This window comes from Microbacterium sp. CFBP 8801 (assembly GCF_014839455.1).
Taxonomy (GTDB): Bacteria; Actinomycetota; Actinomycetes; order Actinomycetales; family Microbacteriaceae; genus Microbacterium.
Map to the genome: position 1 here is coordinate 36,683 of NZ_JACYNU010000001.1, position 14,899 is coordinate 51,581.

Genomic DNA, 14,899 nt, shown 5'->3' on the forward strand with positions numbered 1-14,899 from the left:
CCCGGCGGGTCTCAGCCGTGAGGATTCTCGTCGGCCAATCCGGCGCGCTCGCGCACGCCCCCCAGATCGGCCGAAACCGCGACGCCGGTCGGTGACCCGAGGGACTCCGCTTCGTGCGGATCGGCCGTGGCGTCGGCCGTCGTCGTGATGTCGTCGAGTTCGATCATCTCGGGCGCCGTCCACCGACGCGGGGTCGCGTCGAGCGCGGCGGGTGCGGCGACGGCGTCGAGCTTGGTCTCGTCGATACCCGGGAACTTGCGGGCCGTCACCAGGACGCGTGACTCGAGCGAGCCCGCGAACCTGTTGTAACTGTCGACGGTCTTCTCGATCGCTCGACGAAGGTCGTTGGCGTGCCCGGCCAGAACGCCGACCCGCTCGTACAGCTCGGTGCCGAGTGTGAAGAGGGTGCGCGCCTCGTCGGAGACGTCTTGCTGGGTCCACGTGAACGCGACGGTCTTGAGCACCGCCCAGAGGTTGACGGGAGAGGCGAGCGCCACGCGCCGAGTGAACGCATAGTCGAGCAGGGCCGGGTCTTCGTCGAGGGCCGAGGCGAGCAGCGATTCGCTCGGGAGGAAGCAGATGACGAACTCGGGGCTCGAGGCGAGACCTGCCCAGTAGGTCTTCTTCGCGAGCGCGTCGACGTGCGCCCGCACCGCCTTGGCATGGCGCGACAGCAGGCTCGCCCGGCGCGCGCCCTCGTCGCCCTGGGCGGTGACCGCGATGGCGCTGGCCTGCAGATACGCCTCGAGGGGGACCTTGGCGTCGACCGCCAGTGCCTTTCCCCCGGGGAGGCGCACCACCATGTCGGGGCGACCGGCGCCGGCGTCGCTGGACACCGCCGCCTGCAGATCGAAGTCGACGTACCGCGTGAGGCCCGCGGCCTCGACCACGCGCCGCAGCTGGGTCTCGCCCCATACGCCTCGGGTCGTTCCCGAGCGCATCGCAGAGGCCAAGGATTCGGTGGTCGCGCGCAGGGCTTCGTCGGCCTCTCGCGAGAGTCTCAGCTGCTCGCCGAGCGCGGAATACTGCTCGACGCGGTCGCGCTCGAGGCCGTCGACCTTGCGCTGCATCGCGTCGAGGGTCTCGCGCACGGGATCGAGTGCCCGCAGCACCGTCTGCTCGCGCCGCTCCCGCTCTTCGCGCGCGGCCTGGTCGGAGCGGGACTGTCCGACGAGCTCGCGGTACAACGCGACCTGGTGATCGAGCTGCGCCTGTAGACCGGAGCGGGCGGTCTCGGCTGCCGCCACGCGGGCGCCGAGCGCCTGCCGCTCGACCGCACCCCGAGCCGCCGCGCGCGCCGAGGCGACGACCCACCCGCCGGCTACGCCGAGGGCGAGCGCGAGGATCACGAGAACGAGGGTGATGGCATCCATGGGGTCAGCATGCACCAGACCTCCGACATCGCCCGAGAGACGGGCCGGGAGGTCAGGCGACGGCGCGTTCGGCGGACTCGACGGGGATGCGCGAGATGCGCACGCCCAGGTGCGAGGCCAGGGCCTGCACATCGTCGGCCCCCGCGCGGCGGGCGCAGTCGATCGTGATCTCGGCGCACGCGACCGCGTCGGCCAGGGCATCGTGGTGCGCGAACGGCGAGCAGCCCGCCTCGGCGGCCACCAGCGGAAGACGGTACGAGTCGAGCGTGTAGGTCTTGCGCGACATCTGCACGCTGCACAAGTAGCGGTACGGCGGGCACTCGTCGCCGGTGGCGGCGCAGGCACGGCGCAGCACCGACATGTCGAACCCGGCGTTGTGGGCCACGAGCACGTCGGCCCCGGCGAAGGCGGTGAGCCGGGCGAGCTGGGCGCTCCAGTCGGGGGCGTGTGCGACGTCGGCGGCCTGGATGCCGTGGATGCCCACGTTGATCGGTGCGAAGTGGTCGTGCCCGCTCGGGGGCTTGATCAGCCACGCCGCGGTCGCGACGACCCGTCCGTTGCGCACCCGGGCGAGCCCCACGGCGCACGCGGAGGCGCCGCTGGAGTTCGCCGTCTCGAAGTCGATCGCGGTGAAATCCAAAGCCACGGGACCACCTTCACCGCCGGTCGACCTCCACGGGGGGAGGCGCGCCGGGAACCCCGCGTGTCGCCGGGACCGACGCCGCAACGACGCCCACGGTGGTGTCGGAGGGTCGGCGTAGGGTCGGGGCATGACCGATCGCGAGAAGTCGACGTCGTTCGGACAGGCTGCCTCCGCCTACGAATCCGGGCGTCCCGACTACCCGTCCGACGCCGTGGCGTGGATGCTCGAGCCCGCGCGCGAACCGGGTCATGCGCTGCGCGTCGCCGACGTGGGCGACGTAACGGGCAAGCTCACCCGGACGATCGTGGAACACGGTGCCGACGTGGTGGCGGTCGATCCGGATGCCGACATGCTCGCGACCCTGCGGCACAACGTCGGCGGGGTGCCCACGTTCGCCGGGACGGCCGAGGCGCTGCCGCTTCCCGACGGGGCCCTCGACGCCGTGGTCATGGGGCAGGCCTGGCACTGGGTCGACCCCGAAGAAGGGTCTCGTGAGATCGGGCGCGTGCTGCGCCGCGGGGGAGTGCTGGGCCTCGTCTGGAACATCCGCGACGAGAGCGTCGACTGGGTGCGTCGGTTAACCTCCGCCATGGGCGGGTCGAACGCCGAGGTCCTGCTCGCGACGACCGGACCCCGAGTGGCCGCGCCGTTCGGCGAGCTCGAGCACCACGAGTGGCGCTGGGAGCGCACGATCACCCTTGCGCAGCTGCGCGACCTCGTTCTCTCGCGCAGCGACATCATCACCGCCGACCCCGAGAAGCGCGCGCGTATCGACGCCGCGGTCGACGAGGTGGTGGCATCCGTTCCCGAACTCGCCGCCGGCGGCTCAGTCGCGCTGCCGTACGTCACCCACGCGTTCCGCGCGCGGCGGCCCTGATCGCTCGTGCACGGCGCAAGCGCCGGTCGTGAGGAGACGGCCTTGAGACGGGCGGCGCGCGCCCGCGTGGCGCAGTGCGGCGCCGTGCGATCCGTCGCGGCCGGGTAATCTGGACTCCCGTGGCTCTTACCATCGGAATCGTCGGCCTTCCCAACGTCGGAAAGTCGACCCTCTTCAACGCTCTGACCAAGAACTCGGTGCTCGCCGCGAACTACCCGTTCGCGACCATCGAGCCCAACGTCGGGGTCGTCAACCTTCCCGATGTGCGACTGCAGCAGCTCGCCGACGTCTTCGGCAGCGAGCGCCTCGTGCCCGCCGCGGTGTCGTTCGTCGACATCGCCGGCATCGTGCGCGGCGCGAGCGAGGGCGAAGGGCTCGGCAACCAGTTCCTCGCGAACATCCGGGAAGCGGATGCCATCGCCCAGGTCGTCCGCGGATTCGCCGACGACGACGTGGTCCACGTCGACGGTGAGGTGAACCCCGCCGGTGACATGGAGACCATCAACGCCGAGCTCGCGCTCGCCGACCTCCAGACGCTCGAAAAGGCCATCACGCGCTACGAGAAAGACGTCAAGGGCAAGAAGCTCGACCCCTCGGTGCTCGACGCGGCCAAGGCGGCCGAAGACGCGCTTCAGCGCGGGGTGCTGCTCTCGGCATCCAAGATCGACCTCAGCCCCATTCGCGAACTGGGGCTGCTGACGGCGAAGCCCTTCATCTTCGTCTTCAACGTCGACGAGGCCGTGCTCACCGACCCGGCGCGCAAGGACGAGCTGGCCGCCCTGGTCGCCCCGGCGAAGGCCGTGTTCCTCGACGCCAAGATCGAGTCCGAGCTGATCGACCTCGACCCCGACGACGCCGCGGAGCTGCTGGCCTCCACCGGCCAGGACGAGTCGGGTCTCGACCAGCTCGCGCGTATCGGCTTCGACACCCTCGGCCTGCAGACCTACCTCACCGCGGGTCCGAAAGAGGCCCGTGCCTGGACGATCCCGCAGGGCGCGAAGGCGCCGCAGGCGGCGGGTGTCATCCACACCGACTTCGAGAAGGGCTTCATCAAGGCCGAGGTCATCTCGTTCGCCGACCTCGTCGAGCTCGGCTCGGTCGCCGAGGCCCGCGCGAAGGGCAAGGCGCGTCTCGAGGGCAAGGATTATGTGATGCAGGACGGCGACGTGGTGGAGTTCCGCTTCAACAACTGAGGAGACCCCGAGCGTGGCCTCGCGTCGGGGTGGTGCACAACTCCCGCAATACCGAACCGGACGTGCCGCGTAGCGGCCGACGGACGCGATTCTGCAGGAGCCGTGATCAGCTCGCTGTCAGCGTGGATGTGGGCCGCGTATGGAGCGTGCGCCGTCGTTTTTGTGATGGTCAGCGAAGCTGCTGTGACCGTCGCACGGGTCGCGTGGACCCGTCTGTGTAGGCTGTCGACGACCCAGGGGGGGACACATGACCATCGAGGTCGACACGTCTGTCGTTCGAGGGGGCGCCGAGGCATCTGGAGAGCTCGCGTCCGACGTCAATCGCGCGCTGGAGTACTTCGACTCCCATATCGACAAGTCGCAGTCGTGGGTGGCCGGCGAATTGATGAACTGGCTCCTCGCCGAGCACAGCTCATTTGCCGCGAGTGTCGAGTCGGGGCTGCTGCGCTCGAAATCGCTGATGGCCGCCACTCAGGGCGCGTTGAACGACGTCGCTCAGCGCTTCGACGAGAACGAGTACGACGCTCAGGTCACTGTCCGCGATCTGTTCGGAGACCTCGACCCGACGGCGGTGACGACGCCGATCGACGCGGACACGGCTCGTCAGAGCCTCGCGTTCGACTCTCCCGTCGGCGCTCTCGTGGCACCCGAATCGTCCTTGGCCGACCCGGCATTTCAGGTCGTGTGGGGCATCCTCACCTGGCCCGACTATCTTTCGCTGTCCTTCTTGACTCGTAAGCTCATCAATGGCGCTATTCAGCTGGTTCAGCCGGGATGGACTGGCGGCCAGGATGTCTTCGAGTTCCTCGCGCAGAAGCTCAGCGGTGATTGGGACAAGGTTGCACTCGCGGGCAGCGCCTTCGGTCACGTAGGGGATTTCTTCGACGAACTCGCAGGGACTGTTCACAACCTCGCCGTGGGGGTTTTCGCCTCCTGGACGAGCGGGGAAGGTGCGGACCAGGCGGGCGAGTACTTCGCCGAGCTCGTCGCTGCGTTCGCGGCCCAGCCCGATGTGTACAGCGACCTCGAGACGAAGTACACCAACGCCGCGTGGGCCGCCTACGGGGCATGTCAGGCCATGCTCTCGGCGCTCGACGCGCTCGTCGATGCGATCATCGCCGCGGCGATGGGAGTGTCTTCGGTCGCTGAGGCGGTCGCCGCGCTCTTCACCCTCGGGGGAATGGCGCCCGCCGCCATCGTCACAGCGGTCATCGCTGCGGTGCAGGCGTTCTCTTCGGCCTGGGGCGTGATGATGACCGCGACGTCGACGGCCATCGCGGCCGGAGCGGTCATCGGCTCCGCAACCACCACCATCGAGTTCGTTTCGATCCCGGAGGCCTGACATGGACCGACCCGACGTGTCCGCTGCGCTGTTGCGCACCACGGGTGACGACTTCGCCCTGAACCTGAAGACGAGGCTCTTGGAACTCGCCGCCACGACGGACGACGAGGCTTACGCCAGCCGCTTGCGCCTCGTCGCGAGCGGAAAGCGACCGCTGCGTACCTTGCTGGCGGACCCACAGTGGCGCGAGGCTTTCGGGTCTCAGATGCAGGTTCTCGCGGAGCCGCCGGCGCTCGATGAGCAGCAACGCCGGGCACTCGACGACGCTGTGGACAGGGCGCGGCAACAAGCGGCACCCGTGTCGGAGGAGCAGGCGGCGTCCGACGCCGCCGATGTCATGCGTCGGGCGACCCTCGCGGCGGACTCCATTCGCGAGGAGGAGCTCAACGGCTGGACCTACGTGCACGACTCAGACGGTGGGAGCGACGCATCCGCTGAGGAGGATCGATGACCTCCGACGCGACCGTGGTCGTGCGTTACGACGAGGCCGACAGAACGGCCGTCGAGCAGACCCTCCGCAAGCTCGTGCGCACGCAGGGCACCCTGATGCTGATCCTCGGGACGTTGCTCGGAGTACTGGTGCTGGTGCCGTTCATCGCCGCGGCGCGTGACGGCGTCGACGCCGCCTTCTTCCTCGTCGTAGGTGCGCTCCTCGTCGTTCCCCTCGTGCTGATCGTGCTGGGAGTGCGGCAGCTGCGGCGGCGTCCGCGCCTGCCCGAGGTCGCCGTCACGATCACCCCCACCTCCGTGTTGTTTCCGGCCATCGAGCGGCCGTCGGCGCTGGCGCCTCGCCTTCGTGCGGAGGAGTGGCCGCGGGAGGGGACGAGCGTCGAGATCGTCCGTGCGTCCGGTCTGCAGAAGGCGCGCGTCGAGTTCACCCGTCACGACGGAGGCAAGCGACGTCGCCGTTCGATCGCGGCCGACTACCTCGATGTCGATGCCCGTGTCATCGAGGACGCGCTCCGGGGGTCGCACACTTCCTAGGCGCGCCGCGCTGTGCCTCGGGGTTCGTCGGGGCCCCCACCCTCGACACCGCGGTCACACCAAGAGCAGCCGGACTCGACTCCCTCGGGGCGCGACCTCAGACGGGGACGACCGCGGCCGCGGACCCGGGATGCCGGAAGCCCCGGCCCCTCAGCCCAGGTCGTCCGGGTGGGTCAGCCGCCACCAGAGCGTGGGCTCCTCGATGGTGCCGGAGATCTTCACGTCGGCGCTCGCCGTGTTCGGGCCGGCGGTCCAGGTGACGGTGCCGACGACCTCGCCGTCGGCGTAGCTGCGCGGAGCGACGGTGATGAGCGAGGCGGCGACGGGGGTGTCCGACCAGGTGCGCAATGCGGCGTTCTTCGCGAGCACGATGGTGGCCGTGGACCCCCACGGCGTGGTGATCGTGCCGACCTCATCGCCCAACCGGCCGACGGAGACATCGTGGAACCCGTCTTCGATGCTCTGCAGCAGCGCGCGCACGTCGGCGTCGGTGCTGTCGTGCGTGGCCCCGCCCATGCGCACCCCCGTGATCTTCAACGGTCCACTGACGCCCACGTCGAGGGTCGACGTGAACAGCAGGTTGAACAGGCCGTCGCCGAGGTTGCCGGTCTTCAGCCCGTTGACGCCGAGCGTTCCGAGCAGGTCGTTGGTGTTCGTGACCGTTCCCGGACCGACGACGCTGATCGAGCGGGTGGCGGTGAGGGTCGCGATCACCGGATCGGCGGCGGCGAGGCGGCCCAGGGCGACGAGGTCACCGGGCGTGCTGCTGTTGCGTTCGTCGACGCCCGTGGCATCCACGATCCGGGTGTCGTTCAGCCCTTTCGCGCTCAGCCACGACCGGGCCGCCTGCACGAAAGCGCCCTCCGAGCCGAAGCCCCAGCGGGCCAGGGCGACGGCGTAGTTGCTCGCGGACGGCAGCAGCATCGTCGCCATCGCGTCGCGCTGCGACATCGACGTGCCATCGGGCATGCGGGCGATCGTGACGCCCTGCACGTAGAACTGGTCGTAGAGATCGGTGTCGGCCTCGGTGAACGAGATGGTCTGTCCGGGGTCGTTCGGCCCGTCGAGCGGGTGCGCATCGAGCACGACCATCGCCGTGATGAGCTTCGTCACGCTCGCGAGGGGCCGCGGATCGTTGCCGCCCGACGAGGCGAAGGCGCCGGCGGCATCGGGCCCGAGGTAGTCCTCTCCGCCCGCCACGCTCACGAGCATGGCCCCCTCGGCGGGAAGGGCGATCGTCGCGGGCGCGCCGGGCGCGACGGCCGATGCCTCCGAGGTGACGGTCGGTGCGGGGAGGGCGGCGGAGGACGCCCACCACACGTATCCGCCGCCGCCGGCGAGCACCATCAGAACCACGACGAGGAAGGTGACCAGGGCGATCCGACCGGCTCGTCCACTCCCGCGCTGCGCGCCGGGCGACTCGTCGAGAAGGTCGACGAGGTCGTCGAGCGTTCCCGGGCCGGACGACGCGCTCACGGCGCAACCTGGATCGACGGGATGAGGCGAGGGTCAGGGCGCACGCTTCGAACCTAACCCGGTCGGCTTGCTCAGGTCGCGACGAATTTCAAGCCCCCCGAGCCCGAAAGGACGGCGATCTACCGTGATGGCAACGGGAATTACCCGCATACCTAATGGGAGGAGCCGACATGGGACTCGACGACAAGATCAAGAACGCCGCAGAGGACATCACCGGCAAGGCCAAGGAAGCTTTCGGTAAGGCGACCGACAACGAGCGCCTCGAAGCCGAGGGCCAGGCCGATCAGAGCAAGGCCAACGTCAAGAAGGCCGGCGAAAACGTCAAGGACGCCTTCAAGTAAGTCGCCCTCCCCGAATGCCCCGGTCCCGCGCGGATCGGGGCATTCGTCGTTCCGCGGTGCGGGAGTCGACGCGGCGGGCCGGGATAATGGCGGGATGACCGATGCCGCTCCCACCGAGACCCCCACCGTCGTCTCGGGCACCCCCGTCGTCCTGCGCGCCCACGGCTACGAGGCCGCGATCGCCAGTGTCGGCGCCTCGCTGCGCTCCCTGACCCACGAGGGGCGCGATCTCGTCGTGCCGTTCGACGCCGACGAGTTGCGCCCCGCCTACCGCGGGACGACCCTCGCCCCGTGGCCGAACCGGATCGTCGACGGAATTCATCGCTTCGGAGGAGCCGAGCACCAGCTCGCCCTCACCGAACCCGATCGCGGTCACGCCCTGCACGGCCTGTTGTCGTGGGTCAGCTGGAACGTCTCGGATGCCACCGCCGACGCCGTCACGCTGACGGCGGCCGTGCCGGCGCAGGCCGGGTACCCGTGGTGGCTCGTCGTCTCGACCACCTACCGCCTCGGCGCCGACGGCCTGACCCAGACCGTGCGCGCCACGAACCTCGCCGACACCCCGGCGCCGTGGGGGACCGGTCCCCACCCCTACCTCGTCGCCGGCTCCGCGCCGCTGGACGCCTGGACCCTGGGACTGCCGGCCGACAGCGTGCTCGAGGTGACGCCGGACCGACTCGCACCCGTGGCGCTGGCATCCGTCGCCGTCGATGCCGAGCGCTTCGACTTCCGCGTGCCCCGCGTGCTCGGCGCGGTCGAGATCGACCACGCCTACACCGACCTGGTGCGGGATGCCGGTTCACGGGCGACGGTGACCCTCACCGACCCGTCGGGCACGGGAGTGGCCATGAGCTGGGACGCCGCGTGCGCGTGGGTGCAGATCCACACCGCCGACCTGCCCGCCGGCCCCGGAACGCCCGGGCACCGCGCGGGACTCGCAGTGGAGCCCATGACGTGCGCGCCCGACGCGTTCAACGACGATGCCTACGACTTCGACACCGGGGTGGTCGCCCTCGCCCCGGGAGCGTCGCACGAGGCGAGCTGGACGATCTCGGCGCTCTGACGCACGACCGCCCCGTCGCGGAAGCGGCGGGGCGGTTCGTTTTCTGCGAGCGTCAGACGACCTGGGCTCCGCACATCCCGCAGTCGCCGCCGACCGACACCTCGACGAAGCAGTCGGGGCACATCGTGCGCACGGGCCGGTCGGTGATCGGCGTGGGCTTGGAGCTGGGCGTGCGGCGCTCGGCACGAGGAGCGGCCGCGCGGGTGCGCTTCAGCTCGACGGGCGCCGGGGGCGGGGGAGCAGCGGCCGGCGTGTGCTCCTCGCAGTAGAAGCGGACGAATCCGTCGTGGTGCTTGGGGTGGCGATGCTTGACGGCCCACAGCTCGGTGCGCTCGTACAGGCGGCCGTCGGTTCCACAGGCGACGCAGCGGGTGGCGTCGCCGGGGACGACGTCGGCGACGAGGACAGGGGCGTCGAAGCGGATGGCATCCCGCCAGTCCTGCGACGAAACGATCTTCATGGGGGACCCTTCTTTCGGCGGTTCGGGCCGCCTCACCCTCAACGGTACGCTCCTCCCCACCCGACCGGCGACGGGATTCGTGCGCAGAAGGGGTGGACACCGCCTGCGGCCCCCCGGATAGGTTGGAGACAATTCCCCCCGCGTCGGTCTTTCGGCGCCTGTTGAAGGAGAAGCATGGAACTCGCCGCATTGGGAGCCGTCGGAGTCATCGTCGCCATCATCGTGGTGGTGGCGGGCGTCGTCCTCCTGGTCCTCTCGCTCATCATCCGCGGCTGGTACCGCGTCGCCAAGGCCGACGAAGCCCTGGTCATCGTCGGTAAGCGCCAAAAGAGCTCTGACGGCAACTCGTCGCGGATCACCGTCATCACCGGCGGTGGCGCGATCGTCAACCCGCTCACCCAGCGCGGCGAGATGATCTCGCTCCGTGCCCGCCAGATCAAGATGGAGCCCACGGCGCAGTCGTCGACGGGCGTCACCGTGAACGTCAGCGGTGTCGCGCTGGTGAAGATCGGCTCCGACCCCGAATCCGTGCGTCGTGCGGCCGAGCGCTTCGCCTCGCAGGACAAGGCGATCGAGCAGTTCACCACCGAGCAGCTCGAGGGTGCGCTGCGCGGAGTGGTCGCGACCCTGACCGTCGAAGAGCTCATGCGGGACCGCCAGCGGCTGTCGGACCAGATCGCCGAGGGCATCAAGCAGGACCTCTCGTCGCAGGGGCTCATCCTCGACTCGTTCCAGATCCAGGGCATCACCGACCTGAACGGCTACATCTCGGCGCTCGGTGCCACCGAGGTCGAGCGCGTCAAGCGCGAGGCCGAGGTCGCCCGCATCAACGCCGTGCGCGAGATCCGTGCGCGCCAGATCGCCACCGACGAGGCCAACCTGATCGAGCAGACCGCGCTCGACAAGAACAGCGCCGCGGCCAAGGCCGAGGTCGGCCGTGCCAACGCCGAGGCCGAGCAGGCCGAGGCCCTCGCGCGCGCCGAACGCCGCCAGGCCGTGCTCGAGCAGGAGGCGCAGAACACCGAGGCGCGCCTGGAGTCCGAGGTCAACCGCGTCGCCGACGCCGACCTGTACCAGCGTCAGAAGAACGCCGACGCCGACTCGTACGCGCAGATCAAGGCCGCGCAGGCCCGCGCGCAGATCGCCGAGCAAGAGGCCGCGGCCGTGCGGGTGCGCGCCGAGGCCGACGCGCAGTCGGTGCGCCTGGCCGGTGAGGCCCGCGCCGAGGCGATCCGCGCCGAGGCCGAGGCCCTGGCGCACAACCAGGAGGCTCTGCTGGCGCAGCGTGCCCTCGAGGCGCTCGTGCCGATGATGACCGAGTTCGCGAAGGGGTTCGACCGCGTCGGCTCCATCACGGTGCTCGGCGGAGAGGGTGCCAGCGGACACCTCGCCGCCGAATCGGCGACGGGCCTGCGCTCGTCGTTCGAGGCCGTGCGCGCGGCGACCGGCATCGACCTGACGCAGATCATCCAGGGCCGTGCGATGGCCGACGCGTTCGCGAACGCGCAGCACCCGACCACCGCTGCGGCTGCTCCCACCCCGGCGACGACGCCCACGGCCCCCGAGCCCGGGGCCTGAGCGCGGGGTCGTTCCATGCCCGAAGCCCCCGAAGTCGAGGCGCTCACGCTGTTCCTGCGTGAGCGCCTCGGCGGGCACGTGGTGCGCGACGTCGAGCTCGTCGAGGGGCGTGCGCTCAAGACACGGCCGCGGCCGCTCGACGAGCTCGTGGGGCGCACCGTGACCGGGGTGACCCGGCACGGCAAGCACCTCGACCTCGACCTCGACGGCGTACACCTCGGCGTGGGCTTCGGTCGGGCCGGGTGGGCGACGTGGACGGACGCGGGCGCGGAGTCCGACGCCGAGCTCGGCTCCGGTTCGGTGGATGCCGTCGCACCGGCGGCGGTGATCGCGCGCCTCGTGCTCGACGACGGCATCCTGGGGATCACCGACGCGGGGGACTGGCTTTCGGTGCAGTTGCACGTCGTCGATGCGGCGAACGAGGTTCCGTCGGTCGCGAAGCTCGGACCCGATGCCATCGACCCCGCGTTCTCGCGCGAGGCGCTGGCGCACGCTCTCGGCGGACGGCGCAAACAGCTCAAAGCGCTGCTGCAGGAGCAGGAGTCGCTCGCCGGCATCGGCAACGCGTACTCCGACGAAATCCTCTTCGCCGCCCGACTGTCGCCCGTCGCGCACGCGTCGAGCCTCTCGAGCGACGACGTCTCGCGGTTGCACGCGGCGCTGCACGACACGCTGACCGCCGCGGTGCTGGCGCGGCGGGGCGTCCCCATCGCCCAGCAGAAGGCCGCCAAGGTGGCGGCCATGGCGGTGCACGGGCGCACGGGCGAGCCCTGCCCCGACTGCGGCGGTGTGATCGAGGACATCCCCGGTACGAAGGGCGGCGGGCAGTACTGCCCGTCGTGCCAGGTGCTGCCGGGCTGATCGGCCGCTCGCCTCGATCGTCGGAGGTGCGGGGACCATGGCGGGCGGGCGCGGGACCGAGACGTGTCCGGGGGCGCGACTCGTGGGAGACCAGTCGGACCATCGCCCCACCGACGCCCGCTCGGCCGAAACGACGACGGCCCCGAGCCGAAGCCCGGGGCCGTTGCCGACGAAGACGTTCAGGCGGTCTGGCCGGAGTGCTTCCCCTCGGCGACCTCTTCGACGAGCTTGGCGTTGAACGCGGGCAGGTCGTCGGGGTTGCGGCTCGAGACGAGCCCCTGGTCGACGTGCACCTCTTCGTCGACCCACGTGGCGCCGGCGTTTCGCAGGTCGGTCTTCAAGGTCGGGTAGCTGGTGAGGGTGCGGCCCTTCAGCACGTCGGCCTCGGTGAGGATCCAGCCCCCGTGGCAGATGACGGCGACCGGCTTGTGCTGGTCGAAGAAATCGCGCGTGAAGGACACGGCATCCTGCACGACGCGGATGTCGTCGGCGTTCTGCACGCCGCCGGGCAGCACGAGGGCATCGAAGTCGGCTGCCGAGGCCGAGCCCACGGCGAGGTCGACGGGCTGCTGGTGCCCCTTCTCGCCGGTGATGCTGCCGTCGGCGGGCGAGACGAGCACGGCTTCGGCGCCCGCGGAGGTGACGGCCTCCCACGGGCTCGTGAGCTCGCTGTCTTCGAATCCGTCGGTGAGCAGGAAGGCGATGCGCTTGCCGGTGAGATCGGTCATGGTGCGACTCTCTCTTTCTCGATTAGGAACGCCTTCCACGCTAGAAACCGCCGCGCGGACGGGGGCGGGGGTTGCGGATGCCGCGCCCCGGCGTTAGCGGTGACGTGCGTCGATCGCCCGGTTCCGTCGGCGGCCCGCCGGAGTCCCACGCGGGCGTAGCATGGAGCGCATGTCCGCTGACACCACGTCTGAGACGACTTCTGCATCGAAGCCGCTGATCACGCTTCTGAACGCTCCCGTCGAGGAGAAGGACGAGTCTCGCCCCGCGGCGTCGCAGTGCTGCGGCGGCGGTTCCTGCTCGCTCTGAGCCTGCACCCCCGGCGCGCCCGGCCCGTCGTGGTCGTGTCGTCCGGCGCACCGTGATCTGACCTGTACTCCGGGACGTGCGTCCCGGCGCTGTCGTCACTGCGCCTCGCCGCGCGTCGTCACCGCCGCGCGTCGTCACCGCCGCGCGCGGTCAGCGTTGCGCGTTTCAGTGCGCGATCGGCGCCGCGCCCTCGGGCTGATCGGCGGGCTTGCGAATGAGGAACGCCCCCACGATCAGGGGCACCGAGATGATCGCGGCGACGAGGAATGCGGCCCGCGTTCCCGCGGCTCCGGCCTCGAGGCCCCCGCCCGCCGCGGCCGAGACCGACGACATCAGCGTGACCAGCAGAGCGATACCGGCGGCGCCGGCGACCTGCTGCACGGTTCCCACGACGGCGGAGCCGTACGAGTAGAACCGGGGCTCGAGCGAACCGAGGGATGCCGTGAACAGCGGCGTGAACGACAGCGCGAGACCGATCATCATCACGGTCTGCACCGCGATGAGCAGCGCGAACGGGGTGTCGGTGCCGACGGTCGTGTAGAACCACAGCGAGCCGCTGGTGATCACGGCGCCCGGCACGAGCAGCACCTGCGTGCCGAAGCGGTCGTAGATGCGCCCGATCACGGGACCCGCGAGGCCCATCGCGAGAGAGCCGGGCAGCACGGCCAGGCCCGTCTCGAGGGGCGTCTTCTCAAGCACCGTCTGCAGGTAGAGGGGCAGCAGCGTGATCGCGCCGAAGAACGCCATCGACATCACGCCGAGCTGCGCCACCGAGAGGGTGAAGTTGAGGGAGCGGAACACGCGCAGGTCGAGCAGGGCGCTGTCGCTGCGCTGGAGCCGTGTCTGACGCCAGACGAAGAGGCCCAGTCCGATCACACCCACCGCGAGCGAGGCGATGAGGGTCACGAGCGAGGTCGACGCGGCATCCGGGTCGGAACCGTGGCCGCCGCCGATCTGGCTGAGGCCGAACACGAGGCCGCCGAAGCCGAGCGCCGAGAGGACCACCGACGGGATGTCGATGGGGGCGTTGCGGGTCTCGCCGAGGTTGTGGATCCAGCGGGCGCCCACGAAGAGGGCGACCAGGGCGATGGGCAGCACGATGCCGAAGATCCAGTGCCACCCGAGCGACTGGAGCACGAGCCCCGACATGGTCGGGCCGATCGCGGGGGCGAGCGCCATGACGATGCTGACGCGCCCCATCATGCGACCGCGCTGCTGCGGCGGCACGATCGTCATGATCGTCGTCATCAGCAACGGCATCATGATGGCGGTCCCCGAGGCCTGGATGACGCGGGCGACGACGAGAACCTCGAAGCCGGGGGCGAGGAAGGCCACGAGCGTGCCGGTCGAGAACAGCGACATCGCCGCGATGAAGACCTGACGCGTGGTGAAGCGCTGCAGCAGGAAGCCCGTGATCGGGATGACGACGGCCATCGTCAGCATGAACGCGGTGGTCAGCCACTGCGCGGCGACGGCCGTGATGCCCAGGTCGCGGATGAGGAACGGGATCGCGACGTTCATCGTCGTCTCGTTGAGGATCGCGACGAACGCGGCTGTGAGCAGCAGCCAGATGACGCGGCTCTGCTCGGTGGTCACGCCCGAGGCGGTGGCGGGCGGGGAAGCGACGGGGGTGCCGGTGGCAGCCATGACGAGGTCCTTTTCGTGCGGGGGGC

Annotated in this window: 16 protein-coding genes; 10 read left to right on the forward strand and 6 right to left on the reverse strand. The window is 70.3% G+C overall.

The genetic code is table 11. The features are described from left to right. Nucleotides 1-11 precede the first annotated feature (11 nt). Nucleotides 12-1,373 carry a DNA recombination protein RmuC gene (locus IFR11_RS00195; protein WP_191914841.1) on the reverse strand — a complete coding sequence of 454 codons (1,362 nt, stop codon included), beginning with the start codon at nt 1,371-1,373 and terminating at the stop codon, nt 12-14. A gap of 52 nt (nt 1,374-1,425) precedes the next feature. Further along, nucleotides 1,426-2,019, reverse strand: a complete 594-nt coding sequence (locus IFR11_RS00200) for an exonuclease domain-containing protein (protein ID WP_191914842.1) — start codon at nt 2,017-2,019, stop codon at nt 1,426-1,428. A gap of 124 nt (nt 2,020-2,143) precedes the next feature. Here IFR11_RS00200 and IFR11_RS00205 point away from each other — a divergent pair, with 124 nt between their 5' ends. The 5 genes from IFR11_RS00205 to IFR11_RS00225 all read left to right on the forward strand — a co-directional run bounded on the left by IFR11_RS00205 (nt 2,144) and on the right by IFR11_RS00225 (nt 6,412). Then, nucleotides 2,144-2,893 carry a class I SAM-dependent methyltransferase gene (locus IFR11_RS00205; RefSeq protein ID WP_191914843.1) on the forward strand — a complete coding sequence of 250 codons (750 nt, stop codon included), beginning with the start codon at nt 2,144-2,146 and terminating at the stop codon, nt 2,891-2,893. A gap of 119 nt (nt 2,894-3,012) precedes the next feature. Continuing rightward, the gene (gene ychF, locus IFR11_RS00210; protein WP_191914844.1) at nt 3,013-4,086 is read left to right on the forward strand and encodes a redox-regulated ATPase YchF; all 1,074 of its coding nucleotides are present in this window, start codon (nt 3,013-3,015) and stop codon (nt 4,084-4,086) included. Between the two features lie 247 nt (nt 4,087-4,333). Next, the gene (locus IFR11_RS00215; RefSeq protein ID WP_191914845.1) at nt 4,334-5,428 is read left to right on the forward strand and encodes a hypothetical protein; all 1,095 of its coding nucleotides are present in this window, start codon (nt 4,334-4,336) and stop codon (nt 5,426-5,428) included. Between the two features lies 1 nt (nt 5,429). Further along, a complete protein-coding gene (locus IFR11_RS00220) occupies nt 5,430-5,879 on the forward strand; it encodes a hypothetical protein (protein ID WP_191914846.1) in 450 nt (149 codons plus the stop codon). Beyond that, nucleotides 5,876-6,412, forward strand: a complete 537-nt coding sequence (locus IFR11_RS00225) for a hypothetical protein (protein WP_191914847.1) — start codon at nt 5,876-5,878, stop codon at nt 6,410-6,412. The genes IFR11_RS00220 and IFR11_RS00225 overlap by 4 nt, the downstream gene beginning before the upstream one ends. 150 nt (nt 6,413-6,562) lie before the next feature. Here the strand turns inward: IFR11_RS00225 and IFR11_RS00230 are convergent, their stop codons facing one another. Continuing rightward, the gene (locus IFR11_RS00230; RefSeq protein WP_342030226.1) at nt 6,563-7,888 is read right to left on the reverse strand and encodes a D-alanyl-D-alanine carboxypeptidase; all 1,326 of its coding nucleotides are present in this window, start codon (nt 7,886-7,888) and stop codon (nt 6,563-6,565) included. Nucleotides 7,889-8,058: 170 nt separating this feature from the next. Between IFR11_RS00230 and IFR11_RS00235 the strand changes: the two genes are divergently transcribed. Together IFR11_RS00235 and IFR11_RS00240 are read left to right on the forward strand one after the other, a co-directional pair. Then, nucleotides 8,059-8,229 (forward strand): CsbD family protein, encoded by a 171-nt coding sequence (locus IFR11_RS00235; protein ID WP_055836137.1) that lies wholly within the window; start codon nt 8,059-8,061, stop codon nt 8,227-8,229. A 94-nt stretch (nt 8,230-8,323) separates the two neighbouring features. Then, entirely contained in the window at nt 8,324-9,292 is a 969-nt protein-coding gene (locus IFR11_RS00240) for an aldose 1-epimerase family protein (RefSeq protein WP_191914848.1), read from the forward strand. Between the two features lie 52 nt (nt 9,293-9,344). Here IFR11_RS00240 and IFR11_RS00245 read toward each other — a convergent pair whose 3' ends face one another. Further along, nucleotides 9,345-9,752, reverse strand: coding sequence for a hypothetical protein (locus tag IFR11_RS00245; RefSeq protein WP_055836143.1), 408 nt, complete (start codon nt 9,750-9,752; stop codon nt 9,345-9,347). Nucleotides 9,753-9,926: 174 nt separating this feature from the next. Here IFR11_RS00245 and IFR11_RS00250 point away from each other — a divergent pair, with 174 nt between their 5' ends. Further along, a complete protein-coding gene (locus tag IFR11_RS00250; RefSeq protein ID WP_191914849.1) occupies nt 9,927-11,330 on the forward strand; it encodes a flotillin family protein in 1,404 nt (467 codons plus the stop codon). Between the two features lie 15 nt (nt 11,331-11,345). Then, on the forward strand, nt 11,346-12,191 hold the full coding sequence (locus tag IFR11_RS00255; RefSeq protein WP_191914850.1) for a DNA-formamidopyrimidine glycosylase family protein: 846 nt from the start codon (nt 11,346-11,348) through the stop codon (nt 12,189-12,191). Between the two features lie 179 nt (nt 12,192-12,370). Here the strand turns inward: IFR11_RS00255 and IFR11_RS00260 are convergent, their stop codons facing one another. Beyond that, nucleotides 12,371-12,919, reverse strand: a complete 549-nt coding sequence (locus IFR11_RS00260; protein WP_191914851.1) for a type 1 glutamine amidotransferase domain-containing protein — start codon at nt 12,917-12,919, stop codon at nt 12,371-12,373. A gap of 169 nt (nt 12,920-13,088) precedes the next feature. On the opposite strand from IFR11_RS00260, the gene IFR11_RS00265 reads away from it, so the two are divergent. Further along, nucleotides 13,089-13,226, forward strand: a complete 138-nt coding sequence (locus IFR11_RS00265; protein ID WP_156459416.1) for a hypothetical protein — start codon at nt 13,089-13,091, stop codon at nt 13,224-13,226. A 165-nt stretch (nt 13,227-13,391) separates the two neighbouring features. Here the strand turns inward: IFR11_RS00265 and IFR11_RS00270 are convergent, their stop codons facing one another. Beyond that, nucleotides 13,392-14,873 (reverse strand): MDR family MFS transporter, encoded by a 1,482-nt coding sequence (locus IFR11_RS00270; protein WP_191914852.1) that lies wholly within the window; start codon nt 14,871-14,873, stop codon nt 13,392-13,394. Nucleotides 14,874-14,899 lie beyond the last annotated feature (26 nt).

Coding starts and splice junctions, on each gene's coding strand:
- IFR11_RS00235 (WP_055836137.1), top strand. CDS start 8,059: ATGGGACTCGACGACAAGATCAAGAACGCCGCAGAGGACATCACCGGC.
- IFR11_RS00225 (WP_191914847.1), top strand. CDS start 5,876: ATGACCTCCGACGCGACCGTGGTCGTGCGTTACGACGAGGCCGACAGA.
- IFR11_RS00195 (WP_191914841.1), bottom strand. CDS start 1,373: ATGGATGCCATCACCCTCGTTCTCGTGATCCTCGCGCTCGCCCTCGGC.
- IFR11_RS00250 (WP_191914849.1), top strand. CDS start 9,927: ATGGAACTCGCCGCATTGGGAGCCGTCGGAGTCATCGTCGCCATCATC.
- IFR11_RS00215 (WP_191914845.1), top strand. CDS start 4,334: ATGACCATCGAGGTCGACACGTCTGTCGTTCGAGGGGGCGCCGAGGCA.
- IFR11_RS00270 (WP_191914852.1), bottom strand. CDS start 14,873: ATGGCTGCCACCGGCACCCCCGTCGCTTCCCCGCCCGCCACCGCCTCG.
- IFR11_RS00220 (WP_191914846.1), top strand. CDS start 5,430: ATGGACCGACCCGACGTGTCCGCTGCGCTGTTGCGCACCACGGGTGAC.
- IFR11_RS00205 (WP_191914843.1), top strand. CDS start 2,144: ATGACCGATCGCGAGAAGTCGACGTCGTTCGGACAGGCTGCCTCCGCC.
- IFR11_RS00240 (WP_191914848.1), top strand. CDS start 8,324: ATGACCGATGCCGCTCCCACCGAGACCCCCACCGTCGTCTCGGGCACC.
- IFR11_RS00265 (WP_156459416.1), top strand. CDS start 13,089: ATGTCCGCTGACACCACGTCTGAGACGACTTCTGCATCGAAGCCGCTG.
- IFR11_RS00245 (WP_055836143.1), bottom strand. CDS start 9,752: ATGAAGATCGTTTCGTCGCAGGACTGGCGGGATGCCATCCGCTTCGAC.
- IFR11_RS00260 (WP_191914851.1), bottom strand. CDS start 12,919: ATGACCGATCTCACCGGCAAGCGCATCGCCTTCCTGCTCACCGACGGA.
- IFR11_RS00255 (WP_191914850.1), top strand. CDS start 11,346: ATGCCCGAAGCCCCCGAAGTCGAGGCGCTCACGCTGTTCCTGCGTGAG.